Annotated in this window: 9 protein-coding genes; 7 read left to right on the top strand and 2 right to left on the bottom strand. The window is 60.8% G+C overall.

Annotated features, from left to right (window positions below; translation table 11 throughout):
- Positions 1 to 336 precede the first annotated feature (336 nt).
- From ACEN93_RS21005 to ACEN93_RS20985, 5 genes are all read left to right on the top strand, one after another.
- Complete coding sequence (locus ACEN93_RS21005; protein WP_172667905.1) at positions 337 to 1026, top strand: ABC transporter permease; 690 nt, start codon at positions 337 to 339, stop codon at positions 1024 to 1026.
- Between the two features lie 20 nt (positions 1027 to 1046).
- The gene (locus tag ACEN93_RS21000) at positions 1047 to 1940 is read left to right on the top strand and encodes a glycine betaine ABC transporter substrate-binding protein (RefSeq protein ID WP_134334072.1); all 894 of its coding nucleotides are present in this window, start codon (positions 1047 to 1049) and stop codon (positions 1938 to 1940) included.
- Between the two features lie 13 nt (positions 1941 to 1953).
- Complete coding sequence (locus ACEN93_RS20995; RefSeq protein WP_007953690.1) at positions 1954 to 2607, top strand: ABC transporter permease; 654 nt, start codon at positions 1954 to 1956, stop codon at positions 2605 to 2607.
- Complete coding sequence (locus ACEN93_RS20990; RefSeq protein WP_039769215.1) at positions 2604 to 3758, top strand: osmoprotectant ABC transporter ATP-binding protein OsmV; 1155 nt, start codon at positions 2604 to 2606, stop codon at positions 3756 to 3758. The genes ACEN93_RS20995 and ACEN93_RS20990 overlap by 4 nt, the downstream gene beginning before the upstream one ends.
- An 859-nt stretch (positions 3759 to 4617) precedes the next feature.
- Entirely contained in the window at positions 4618 to 5781 is a 1164-nt protein-coding gene (locus ACEN93_RS20985) for a type III PLP-dependent enzyme (RefSeq protein WP_039769212.1), read from the top strand.
- Positions 5782 to 5841: 60 nt separating this feature from the next.
- Here the strand turns inward: ACEN93_RS20985 and ACEN93_RS20980 are convergent, their stop codons facing one another.
- Both ACEN93_RS20980 and ACEN93_RS20975 read right to left on the bottom strand, forming a co-directional pair.
- A complete protein-coding gene (locus tag ACEN93_RS20980; RefSeq protein WP_495611562.1) occupies positions 5842 to 6543 on the bottom strand; it encodes a tetratricopeptide repeat protein in 702 nt (233 codons plus the stop codon).
- Between the two features lie 57 nt (positions 6544 to 6600).
- Complete coding sequence (locus tag ACEN93_RS20975; RefSeq protein ID WP_103385640.1) at positions 6601 to 7281, bottom strand: Fe2+-dependent dioxygenase; 681 nt, start codon at positions 7279 to 7281, stop codon at positions 6601 to 6603.
- Between the two features lie 207 nt (positions 7282 to 7488).
- Between ACEN93_RS20975 and ACEN93_RS20970 the strand changes: the two genes are divergently transcribed.
- Together ACEN93_RS20970 and ACEN93_RS20965 are read left to right on the top strand one after the other, a co-directional pair.
- The gene (locus ACEN93_RS20970) at positions 7489 to 9810 is read left to right on the top strand and encodes a TonB-dependent receptor (RefSeq protein WP_039769206.1); all 2322 of its coding nucleotides are present in this window, start codon (positions 7489 to 7491) and stop codon (positions 9808 to 9810) included.
- A 132-nt stretch (positions 9811 to 9942) separates the two neighbouring features.
- Positions 9943 to 12471 (top strand): PepSY domain-containing protein, encoded by a 2529-nt coding sequence (locus tag ACEN93_RS20965; protein ID WP_414882886.1) that lies wholly within the window; start codon positions 9943 to 9945, stop codon positions 12469 to 12471.
- The last annotated feature ends 44 nt before the right edge of the window (positions 12472 to 12515 follow it).

Raw genomic sequence — 12515 nt, 5'->3', positions numbered from 1 at the left:
ATTCAAAAAAGGGCGGCGATTATAGCCCAACTCGATTCAATAACCGAACCGTTGAGCACATTAAGGGTGGCCAAATGCTGCCTCGGATGGGAACCTTTTAAAGCACGGAGACGTCCATCCCCTGTTACGACAATTCGTCAGGGGCTGAAAAATCAGCAAGTTAGCCTGACGAGGCTGCGCTCATGGCTCGCTTTCAGGCCGCTTTTGCCGGACTGAAAAAAAGCTGCTTCTCGCGAACACTGACTCCGGCAGCCAGGCATGGCATGCCACACGGAGCAGCGGTCGCCGACTAAAAAAAGGAGTCCGCCTGTGGCTATCCGCTATGGCAAAGGGCTGATGGGAGGTGCGGTGGTGATCGCGCTCCTGGCCCTGCTGGTCCACTGGATCGGCATCAACACGATCGAACACTACCGCGACGATTTGTTGTTTTACCTGCAAGCTCATCTGATTCTCGTCCTCGCCTCAATGCTGGCCGCCCTTGTCGTGGGCATCCCCGCCGGTATTTTCCTGAGCCGCCCGACCATGGTCGGCCGCGCCGAACGCTTCATGCAGATCTTCAACATCGGCAACACCGTGCCGCCGCTGGCCGTGCTGGCGATTGCCCTGGGGATTCTCGGCATCGGCAGCGGTCCGGCGATCTTCGCCCTGTTCCTCGCCTCGCTGTTGCCGATTGTGCGCAACACCTACGAAGGCCTGAAAAACGTCCAGGGCTCGCTGAAAGAGGCCGCTGTCGGCATCGGCATGACCCCGCGCCAGGTGCTGTGGAAAGTCGAGTTGCCCAACGCCGTGCCGATCATCGTCGGCGGTGTGCGGGTGGCGCTGGCGATCAATGTCGGTACCGCGCCGCTGGCCTTCCTGATCGGCGCCAACAGCCTCGGCAGCCTGATCTTCCCCGGCATCGCCCTGAACAATCAGCCGCAACTGCTGCTCGGCGCCGCGTGCACCGCGCTGCTGGCCCTGCTGCTCGATGGCGTGGTCACCCTCGCCAGCCGTCTCTGGCTGGAACGCGGTTTGCGCCCGTCTTGAGGCTTTGCGAAGGAATATTTATGAAAAGACTTAGTTTGATTCTGGGCTGCGTGCTGCTCTTCACAGGCATCGCCCAAGCCGCTGACAAACCAGTGATCCGCCTTGGCGCCCGGGTATTCACCGAGCAGACCCTGCTCGCGGAAATCACCGCGCAATACCTGCGCAGCAAAGGCTACGACGCGCAGATCACCGGCGGTCTGGGCAGCAACCTGGCCCGCAGCGCCCACGAAACCGGACAACTGGACATGCTCTGGGAATACACCGGTGTGTCGCTGGTGGCCTACAACCACGTGACTGAAAAACTCGACAGCGCACAGTCCTACGCCCGGGTCAAAGAACTCGATGCGAAGAAAGGCCTGGTCTGGCTGACACCGTCGAAATTCAGCAACACCTACGCCCTCGCCCTGCCGAAAACCGTGGCCGAGGAATATCCGCAGATCCAAACCATCAGCCAGTTGAACGAAGTGCTGCGCGCTGAAGCCAAAACCAATCATCTGGTGGCGCTGGACACCGAGTTCGCCAACCGCTCCGACGGTCTGGACGGCATGGTCAAGCTCTACGACATGAACCTGACCCGCAAGAACATCCGGCAGATGGACGCAGGGCTGGTGTACACCGCGCTACGTAACGGGCAGGTGTTTGCAGGTCTGGTCTACACCACCGACGGTCGCCTCAACGCGTTCGGCCTGAAGCTGCTGGAAGACGACAAGCATTATTTCCCGGACTACACCGCCGCGCCGGTCGTGCGTCAGGCCTACCTCGACGCGCATCCGCAACTGGCCGAGCAACTCAAGCCGCTGGCCGAGCTGTTCGACGACGAAACCATGCGCCAGCTCAACGCGCGGGTCGATGTCGATCACGAGAGCCCGTCGAAAGTCGCTGCCGATTTCCTGCGCCAGCATCCACTGAACTAAAGGAGGAAAAGTCATGGAATTTTTGAACGCCTTTTCCCACCTCGACTGGCAGCAGGTGATGCACCTGACCTGGCAGCACATCACACTGGTCGGCATTGCTGTCAGCCTGGCAATCCTCATCGGCGTGCCGCTGGGCATCCTGATGACACGCTTCCCGAGCCTCGCCGGCCCCTTGCAGGCCAGCGCCACGGTGCTGCTGACCGTGCCGTCGATTGCCCTGTTCGGCCTGCTGCTGCCGTTCTACTCGAAGTTCGGCCAGGGCCTCGGCCCGATGCCGGCGATCACCGCTGTGTTCCTTTATTCACTGCTGCCGATCATGCGTAACACCTACCTTGCCCTGACCGGTGTCGAGCCGGGCATCCGCGAAGCCGCACGCGGCATCGGCATGACCTTCGGCCAGCGCCTGCGCATGGTCGAGTTGCCGATCGCCGTGCCGGTGATCCTCGCCGGCGTACGCACTGCCGTGGTGATGAACATCGGTGTGATGACCATTGCCGCGACTATCGGCGCCGGCGGCCTCGGTGTGCTGATCCTCGCTTCCATCAGCCGCAGTGACATGTCGATGCTCATCGTCGGCGCGCTGCTGGTCAGTCTTCTGGCGATCTTCGCCGACCTCATTTTGCAGTGGCTGCAACGTTCGCTGACTCCAAAAGGACTCCTCAAATGATCGAACTTCAAAACCTCAGCAAGACCTTCCAAAGCAACGGCAAAGATGTGAAAGCCGTGGACTCGGTAAGCCTGACCGTCAATGAAGGCGAAATCTGTGTGTTCCTCGGGCCATCGGGTTGCGGCAAAAGCACCACGCTGAAAATGATCAACCGCCTGATCAAGCCGACCTCGGGCAAGATCCTGATCAACGGCGAAGACACCACCGACCTCGACGAAGTGACCCTGCGCCGCAACATCGGCTACGTGATCCAGCAGATCGGTCTGTTCCCGAACATGACCATCGAAGAGAACATTGTCGTGGTGCCGAAACTGCTCGGCTGGGACAAACAGAAATGCCACGACCGCGCCCGCGAACTGATGAGCATGATCAAGCTTGAACCCAAGCAGTATCTGCATCGCTACCCGCGCGAACTGTCCGGTGGCCAGCAGCAACGGATCGGCGTGATCCGTGCGCTGGCGGCGGATGCACCGCTGCTGCTGATGGACGAACCGTTCGGCGCGGTCGACCCGATCAACCGCGAGATGATCCAGAACGAATTCTTCGAGATGCAGCGGGCGCTGAACAAGACCGTGATCATGGTCAGCCACGACATCGACGAAGCGATCAAGCTCGGCGACAAGATCGCGATCTTCCGCGCCGGCAAGTTGCTGCAGATCGATCATCCGGACACCCTGCTCGCTCATCCGGCGGACGACTTTGTCAGCAACTTCGTCGGTCAGGACAGCACCCTCAAACGCCTGCTGCTGGTAAAAGCCGAAGATGCGGCGGACAACGCGCCTTCGGTGAGCCCGGAAACCCCGGTGGCCGATGCGCTGGAGTTGATGGACGAGCATGACCGTCGTTATGTCGTCGTCACTGACGCGGAGAACAAGGCTCTGGGTTATGTGCGCCGTCGCGACCTGCACCGTCAGACCGGCACCTGTGCGCAATTCCTCCGCGAGTTCAACGCCACCGCTGCCTACGACGAGCATTTGCGCATTCTGTTGTCGCGCATGTACGAGTTCAATCGCTCATGGCTGCCAGTGATGGATGCCGAGCGTGTGTTCCTTGGCGAGGTCACCCAGGAGTCGATTGCGGCTTACCTGAGTTCGGGCCGTTCGCGCGGAATGAAGACCAATATCGTGTCACCGGCCGAAGCGGTGGCCTGATCAAATGCAAAAGGGCTGTTCGACAGCCCTTTTTTTCGACCGCCGGAATCTGAAAGCCGTGATTATTTTGCCGACTATGAGCCGGCAAGAAATATCAACACGTCAGAAGGTTGAACCCGCCCGAAGATCTCTGCCTCAACCAGCAACTTCCCTCGCACCTCCCCTTCTCGCCGCCAACGTCGCCGATGTTGAAGTGAACGCACTTATCTGAGACTTGGCACACATCAGCGTCGAACGTGCAGGTATTTTTAACACCTGAAAATTATTGCGGAACATCTGGCCGTCATCTCGGTCGGGTACAAAGAGTGATATCCGCGACGTACGTCAGAAGCGTGCAAAAACGCGACATTTTTAGTTGATCTCAGGCCCCTCACGCCCTAAAGTTCGCGCCGAACGTCCATGCTGGAAACGATCCATCCGGCTCAAGTACTGACGACGAGACAGCAAGGCCAAGGGAAAGAAAGACTACATTTCCCATGGCCTTTTTGCTTTCGGCGACATGCCTTGGGAAGTAGGCGAACCAAAGTGGGGATACGGAGGACGTTCAGGAGGGTGTGTCATCAATGAATTCACGAGTGCGCCGGGCATGCTTTTGCGCAGGGCAAGGCGCGAGGCCCGCAGTTTGGTTGTTCCAAATAAGGGACGAGCAACGCAGCCCTGCGCAAAAGCAGGCCCGGCCCTTCGGGTTGTGCCTGAGCGCGCGCCATGCTGCGTTGCAGGCCTTGCGAAGGGAGCAACCATTAGCTGCGGCCTGCGCCTTGCCTGGCACGCGCTCAGGCACAACGCACTCGCGAATTCATTGATGACACACCCTCGCACCCATTGATTAACTTTGTTTGCCAGTAGGAGAGTTCCCAGCATGTCGATCCAGGTCGAAGACTATTTCGCGCGCGAAACCTTTCAGAAAATGAAGGCGTTCGCCGACAAACAGGAAACCCCGTTCGTGGTGATCGACACCGCGATGATCGCCCAGGCCTATGACGACCTGCGCGCCGGTTTCGAATTCGCCAAGGTCTACTACGCGGTCAAGGCCAACCCGGCCGTCGAGATCATCGATCTGCTCAAAGAGAAAGGTTCGAGCTTCGACATCGCCTCGATTTATGAGCTGGACAAAGTGCTGAGCCGTGGCGTCAGCCCGGACCAGATCAGCTACGGCAACACCATCAAGAAGTCCAAGGACATTCGCTACTTCTACGAGAAGGGCGTGCGTCTGTTCGCCACCGACTCGGAAGCCGACCTGCGCAACATCGCCAAGGCCGCACCGGGCGCCAAAGTCTATGTGCGCATCCTGACCGAAGGCTCGACCACGGCCGACTGGCCACTGTCGCGCAAATTCGGCTGCCAGACCGACATGGCCATGGATCTGCTGATCCTTGCTCGTGACCTGGGCCTGGTGCCTTACGGCATCTCGTTCCACGTCGGTTCGCAACAGCGTGACATCAGCGTCTGGGACGCGGCGATCGCCAAGGTCAAAGTGATCTTCGAGCGCCTGAAAGAAGAAGACGGCATCCACCTGAAGCTGATCAACATGGGCGGTGGCTTCCCGGCCAACTACATCACCCGCACCAACAGCCTGGAAACCTATGCCGAAGAAATCATCCGCTTCCTCAAGGAAGACTTCGGTGATGACCTGCCGGAAATCATTCTGGAGCCGGGCCGTTCGCTGATCGCCAACGCTGGCATCCTGGTCAGCGAAGTGGTGCTGGTCGCGCGTAAATCCCGCACCGCCGTCGAGCGTTGGGTTTACACCGATGTGGGCAAATTCTCGGGCCTGATCGAAACCATGGACGAAGCGATCAAGTTCCCGATCTGGACCGAGAAGAAAGGCGAGATGGAAGAAGTCGTGATCGCCGGCCCGACCTGCGACAGCGCCGACATCATGTACGAGAACTACAAGTACGGTCTGCCGCTGAACCTGGCGATCGGTGATCGCCTGTACTGGCTGTCGACCGGTGCGTACACCACCAGTTACAGCGCGGTAGAGTTCAACGGCTTCCCGCCGCTGAAATCGTTCTACGTGTAAGCGATGCTGGCGTAATGCAAAAAGCCCATGACGTGTCATGGGCTTTTTTATGGCTGCGATTCAGGTGTTCTGTAACTCGGTGCAACGGTGAGCGTAGGCCTGCGCCAGCGCCTGGATTCGCGGATCGGTTGCGCTCGCCAGCGTCTGGCTGGCCACGCGCAGAAAATTCAGGTTGCCGCCGGCCAGCGCTTTCTCCAGCCAGACCAACGCCTCATCAACGCGCCCCTCAGCCGCCAGCACCGCCGCATAACTGAACTGCCCACGAAAGTCTCCGCCTTCGGCCGAACGTCGATACCAGTCACGGGCCGCTGCCGGATTCGAGGGGCACACTTGCCCCTCTTCCAGATAACGCCCGAGCAGGTTCATCGACTTGGCATGCCCGGACTCTGCCGCGCGCTGATACAGCGCCATGGCCTGAAGATGATCGACCGCAACACCGCGCCCGGTCGCCAGTAGGTTGGCGAGGTTGTACATCGCCCAATCCAACCCGCCGGCGGCAGCGATTCGATAATGTTGCACAGCATTGGCGGCATCGACCGGACATCCCCAACCGTGCTCATGACAGCGGCCGAGCATGTTGCGCGCCATCAGATGACCTTGCCCTGCGGCGATTTCAAACCAGCGCAAGGCCAGCGGCTGATCCTGAGCAATCCCGTGACCATCGAGCAGGATCTGCCCAAGCAGCGCCTGCGCTTCCAGCACGCCCTCACCCGCCGCGATCAGAATCGCCTGAGCCGCGCGGGCAGGGCTTTCTTCGAGCATGGCCGTGAGGCGTTCGCCGTCGAGGACTTCTTCGCGGCGCAAACGAAAGTCCGCCACTTATACCTCGACCCAGCGACGCAGCAGGTTGTGATAGGTGCCGGTGAGGCGGATCAGCGAAGGGTGATCGGGCATGTCCTGGGTAAGCAGCTGGATCGCACCGTCCATCTCGAACAGCAACGCGCGTTGGCTGTCCTCGCGCACCAGGCTTTGAGTCCAGAAGAACGAGGCATAGCGCGCACCGCGAGTCACCGCGTTGACCTTGTGCAGGCTGGTGCCGGGGTACAGCACCATATCGCCGGCGGGCAGTTTTACCCGCTGGGTGCCGAAGGTGTCCTGGATTTCCAGCTCGCCGCCGTCGTAGTCCTCGGGTTCGCTGAAGAACAGCGTGGCCGACAGATCAGTGCGTACCCGTTCGATGCTGCCCTTGGGCTGGCGTACGGCATTGTCGATGTGAAAATCGAAACTGCCACCCGCCGTGTAGCAGTTGAGTAACGGCGGAAATACCTTGTGCGGCAGCGCGGCAGACATGAACAACGGATTTTTCCACAGCCGTTCGAGCATCGCCGCGCCGATTTCCTTGGCCAGCGGATGGCCTTCGGGCAGTTGCAGATTGTGCTTGGCCTTGGCCGATTGATAGCCGGCGGTGATCTTGCCATCGGCCCAGTCCGCTTGTTCCAGCGCCTCGCGAATGCGCTGCACTTCGTCTTTCTCGAACAGCGCGGGGATGTGCAGGAGCATGGCGACGTCACCAGATGGCAAAAGGATGCCAATGGTATTGATTCTTATTGACTGTGTAAAACCCGCTAGACGAATGAACTGGTAAAAACCGTAAGGTTAAATTGTAAAGAATGTAAATTTGTCGCGAATAGTAATGTTTCGCAATTGATACGAATACCTGTTTACCCTATATTCCGCCGCCTCAAATCCTTGGGGAGGGGAATAAAAATGGCACGTCAACCAGCACAAGTACCGGTCAGTTCACCACGTCTGCTCGCTTCCGCCATCGGCGTGGCGATCACCGCCGGCTCCGCAGGCCACATGGTGTTCGCCGCCGAAAAAACCGACAGCAAAGCCACCGGCAATGCCATCGCCCTGGACGCCACCGCCATCACCGGCGAAGCCCAGGACTCGACCTCCTACCAGGTCGAGAAAGCCTCCTCGCCCAAGTACACCGCGCCGCTGGTTGATACCCCGCGTTCGGTCACCGTTATCCCGCAACAAGTGCTGAAAGACACCGGCGCCCTGAACATGCAGGATGCGCTGCGCACCGTACCGGGCATCACCTTCGGTGCCGGTGAAGGCGGCAACCCGCAGGGCGACCGTCCGTTCATCCGTGGTTTCGACGCCCAGGGCGACACCTACCTCGACGGCGTGCGCGACACCGGCTCCCAGAGCCGCGAAATCTTCGCCGTGGAAAACATCGAAGTCAGCAAGGGCCCGAACTCCGCCATCGGCGGTCGCGGCGCAGCCGGCGGCAGCATCAACCTGGTGAGCAAGAAAGCCCACTTGGGCAACTCGTTCGACGGTGGCTTCACCTGGGGCTCCGACCAGACCCAGCGCTACACCATGGATGGCAACTACCAGTTCAGCGACACCGCTGCCGGCCGTCTGAACCTGATGAGCCACGAGAGCAACGTCGCCGGTCGCGACAAGGTCGACTACGACCGCTGGGGCATCGCGCCGTCCCTGGCCTTCGGCCTGGGCACCGACACTCGCGTCAACCTCGATTACTACCATCTCGAAAGCAACGACACCCCGGATTCGGGCATCCCTTACACCATCCCGGCCGGTGGCTCGGCGGCGCGCACCAAGTCCAGCCCGGACAAACCGTACGCCGGCGGCGATCACAGCAATTTCTACGGTCTGGACCGCGACTTCCGCAAGGGCCGCACCGACACCGCGACCTTCGCCATCGAGCATGACCTGAGCGACTCGCTGACGATCAAGAACACCCTGCGTCACGGCACCAGCATGCAGGATTACATCCTGACCCAGCCGGACGACAGCAAGGGCAACGTGAACAACGGCAGCGTCTGGCGTCGTGCGAACACTCGTGTGAGCAACACCGAGACCACCACCAACCAGACCGATCTGTTCGGCAACTTCTACGTTGCCGGCTTCAAGAACAGCTTCTCCACCGGTGTCGAGTACACCCGTGAGGAAAGCAGCAAATCCTCGTACAACGTCAACACCGACACCACGCCGCGCACCTCGGCCGTGACCACCAACTGCAACCCGGGTCTGATCGGCGCCGCCAGCGGCTACAACTGCACCTCGCTGTCGAACCCGACGCCGAACGATCCGTGGAACGGCGCCATTTCGCGCAACTACGCCGGCACCGACACCCAGTCCGATACCTACGCACTGTATGCGTTCGACACCCTCGAGCTGTCCGAGCAATGGCTGGTGAACATGGGCCTGCGTTACGACCACTTCGAAACCGGCTACAAGACTTACACCAACGCTGGCCGCACCACCTCCAAGGGTTCGGACACCAGCGAGTTCGTCACCGGTCAGTTCGGCATCGTCTACAAACCGGCAGAGAACGGCAGCATCTATGCGTCCTACGCCACCTCCGCCACTCCGCCGGGCAACACCCTGGGTGAAGGTCAGGAAGGCAACCCGCTGGGCGGCACGCCGGATCGCAATGGCAACCTGCTCAAGAGCGACATGGAGCCGGAAACCACCAAGAACTACGAAGTCGGTACCAAGTGGGATCTGCTGAACGATCGCCTGTCGCTGACCGCCGACATCTTCCGCACCGAGAAAGAAAACGCGCGTGTCCAGGTCGATACCACCTCGTACGAAAACGCCGGCAAGACTCGTGTACAAGGTATCGAGTTGTCCGCCAGCGGCAAGATCACCGACAAGTGGCAAGTGTTCGCCGGCTACGCCTACATGGACAGCGAACAGGTGGACGGTGGTGACCTGCCGGCCAACAAGGCCAACAACGGTAACGAGTTGCCCAACACGCCGAAGAACAGCGCCAGCCTGTGGACCACTTACCAGGTCACGCCGAAGCTGACCATCGGTGGCGGTGCGTTCTATGTGGATGACGTATTCGGCAACGTGGCCAACACCACCATGGTCGATTCCTACGTTCGCTACGACGCGATGGCGGCGTACAAGCTGAGCAAGAACGTCGACCTGCAACTGAACGTGCAGAACCTGACCAACGAGACCTACTACGACAAGGCCTTCTCGACCCACTTCGCCAATCAGGCGGCGGGCCGTACGGCATTGCTGAGCACCAACTTCCACTTCTGATCGAAGCGGGAAGTACCGAGCCCCGTTCATTCATTTGAGCGGGGCTTTTGTGCGTAATAAAGAACGTTTCTCGATAGGCCACGGCATAATGCACGCCGTGAACACAACCTCCGAACGGACAAGGCAAGCAACGTGTTGAAGAAAACCCTGTTCCAGTTGCACTGGTTTTTTGGCATCACTGCCGGGCTGGTGCTGGCCCTGATGGGCATCACCGGCGCTGCCTATTCGTTTCAGGACGAAATTCTCAAAGCCCTCAACCCTTCGGTGTTGCAGGTAGAGAAGCAGGTCGCCGGCGTGCTGCCCCCCGCCGATCTGGTGGCGCACATCGAAGCGGCCTCGGGCAAGAAAGTCTCGATGCTCTCGGTCGAGACCGAAAGCGGCAGCGCCGGACGTGTCTGGTTCACCCCGCCCAAAGGCGAGCGCCGGGGCGAGATGCGCTACTTCGATCCTTACACCGCCGAGTTCAAGGGCGACGCCACCGGCCAGGACTTCTTCGGCCTGATGCTGCAACTGCACCGGTTCCTCGCCATGGGCGATACCGGCCGCAACATCACCGGCGCCTGCACCCTGATGCTGCTGTTCTTCTGCCTGTCCGGCCTGTACCTGCGCTGGCCGCGCCAGTGGCACAGCTGGCGCGTGTGGCTGACCCTCGACTGGAAGAAAAAGGGCCGCAGCTTCAACTGGGATCTGCACTCGGTGTTCGGCACCTGGTGCATGCTGGTTTACCTGCTGCTGGCACTGACCGGACTGTCCTGGTCCTACGAGTGGTACAACAAGGGCCTGACCCGACTGCTTTCCGATGCACCGCAAAACGAGCGCGTGCGCGGTGGTCGTGGCCCGGCGCCTGAAGGTCCGGCGCCGACTGCCGATTACGCCGCCATGTGGCTCAGCATCTACAGCACCGCAGGCCCGGGCCTCGCTTCCTACAACATCCGCATGCCGCCGGTGGCCGGCCAACCGGCGACCGTGTTCTACCTGCTCGACAGCTCGCCCCATGACCGCGCGCTGAACCAGATCACCCTCGACCCGGCCACCGGTGTGGTCAAACGCGTCGACCGCTACGCCGACAAGAGCTTCAAGGCGCAATTGCTGACCAGCATTTACGCGCTGCACGTCGGCAGCTATTTCGGGCTGGTCGGGCGGATCATCGTCACCGTCGCGGCCGTCTTGATGCCGCTGTTCTTCATCACCGGCTGGTTGCTTTATCTGGATCGCCGACGCAAGAAAAAGCAGATCAAGGATGCCCGCAAAGGCCTCGACCAACCGGCCGGCGATACGCCGGCGTGGCTGATCGGCTTCGCCAGCCAGAGCGGTTTTGCCGAGCAACTGGCGTGGCAGACCGCCGGGCAATTGCAGGCCGCCGGATTGCCGGTGAAGGTGCAGCCGCTGGCGAATGTCAGCGAGCAGAATCTGCGCGAATCAAACAACGCGCTGTTCGTGGTCAGTACCTTCGGCGACGGCGAAGCGCCGGACAGCGCGCGCGGTTTCGAACGCAAAGTGCTGAACAACGCCTCGACCCTCGACAGCCTCAACTACGCCGTACTCGGCCTTGGCGATCGGCAGTATCAACACTTCTGCGGTTTCGCCCGACGCCTGCATCAATGGCTGGGCGAACACGGTGGCAAGACCCTGTTCGCCCCGGTCGAAGTCGACAGCGGCGATCCTTACGCGCTGCGTCACTGGCAGACCCAGCTCGGCCTGCTCACCGGGCAAGCACCGGTCGACACCTGGCAGGCACCGAGCTACGAGAACTGGACACTGGTGCGCCGCGAGCTGATGAACCCGGACAGCGCCGGCGCCCCGGTTTTCCTGCTCGGCCTGACCGCGCCGACTTCTCGCAGCTGGCTGGCCGGTGACCTGGTGGAAGTGCTGCCGCGCAACTGCCCGTGGGCCATCGAGCATTTCCTCGACGGCCTCGGCATCCGTGGCGAAACCAGCGTCAAGGTCAACGGCCTGCAGGAGTCGCTGGAAGTGGCCCTCGCCAGCCGCCAGTTGCCCGAGCACCGCGCCCATCTGGTGGGCCTGCACGCCCAGGCGCTGGTCGATGCGATGGTGCCGTTGGCCATGCGCGAATACTCGATCGCCTCGATTGCCGCCGACGGCGTACTGGAACTGATCGTGCGGCAAGAACAGCATGCCGATGGCAGCCTCGGCATCGGCTCCGGCTGGCTGACCGAGCATGCGCAGATCGGCGGCAGCATCAGCCTGCGGGTCCGCCGCAACAGCGGTTTCCACCTGCCGAACGCTCCGGTGCCGATGATCCTGCTGGGCAACGGCACCGGCCTTGCCGGGCTGCGCAGCTTGCTCAAGGCACGGATCGCCGACAACCAACAGCGCCACTGGCTGTTGTTTGGCGAACGCAATCGCGAGCACGACTTCCTCTGCCGCGCAGAGCTGGAAGAGTGGTTGATCAATGGCGATCTGGAACGCCTCGATCTGGCGTTCTCGCGGGATCAGGCCGAGAAGATTTACGTGCAGGATCGCCTGCGCGAATCGGCCGGCGAGTTGAAGAAATGGCTGGCGGACGGTGCAGTGATCTACATCTGCGGCAGCCTTCAAGGGATGGCGTCGGGCGTGGATCAGGTGCTCAATGAAGTGCTGGGCGCTGCCGAAGTCGAACGCCTGATCGAACAGGGTCGCTATCGCCGCGACGTTTACTGATTCACCTTGGATAACTGTGGGAGCAAGCTTGCTCCCACAGCTTC

The sequence above is a fragment of the Pseudomonas sp. Pseusp21 genome, assembly GCF_059492145.1.
Note: the sequence above shows the minus strand (reverse complement) of the source record. Positions and strands in the feature narration are given on the sequence as shown.

Bases quoted from the DNA above. Each gene is read 5' to 3' on its own strand.
- ACEN93_RS21005 (WP_172667905.1), top strand. From the start codon at position 337: ATGGGAGGTGCGGTGGTGATCGCGCTCCTGGCCCTGCTGGTCCACTGG.
- ACEN93_RS21000 (WP_134334072.1), top strand. From the start codon at position 1,047: ATGAAAAGACTTAGTTTGATTCTGGGCTGCGTGCTGCTCTTCACAGGC.
- ACEN93_RS20995 (WP_007953690.1), top strand. From the start codon at position 1,954: ATGGAATTTTTGAACGCCTTTTCCCACCTCGACTGGCAGCAGGTGATG.
- ACEN93_RS20990 (WP_039769215.1), top strand. From the start codon at position 2,604: ATGATCGAACTTCAAAACCTCAGCAAGACCTTCCAAAGCAACGGCAAA.
- ACEN93_RS20975 (WP_103385640.1), bottom strand. From the start codon at position 7,281: ATGCTCCTGCACATCCCCGCGCTGTTCGAGAAAGACGAAGTGCAGCGC.
- ACEN93_RS20970 (WP_039769206.1), top strand. From the start codon at position 7,489: ATGGCACGTCAACCAGCACAAGTACCGGTCAGTTCACCACGTCTGCTC.
- ACEN93_RS20985 (WP_039769212.1), top strand. From the start codon at position 4,618: ATGTCGATCCAGGTCGAAGACTATTTCGCGCGCGAAACCTTTCAGAAA.
- ACEN93_RS20980 (WP_495611562.1), bottom strand. From the start codon at position 6,543: ATGCTCGAAGAAAGCCCTGCCCGCGCGGCTCAGGCGATTCTGATCGCG.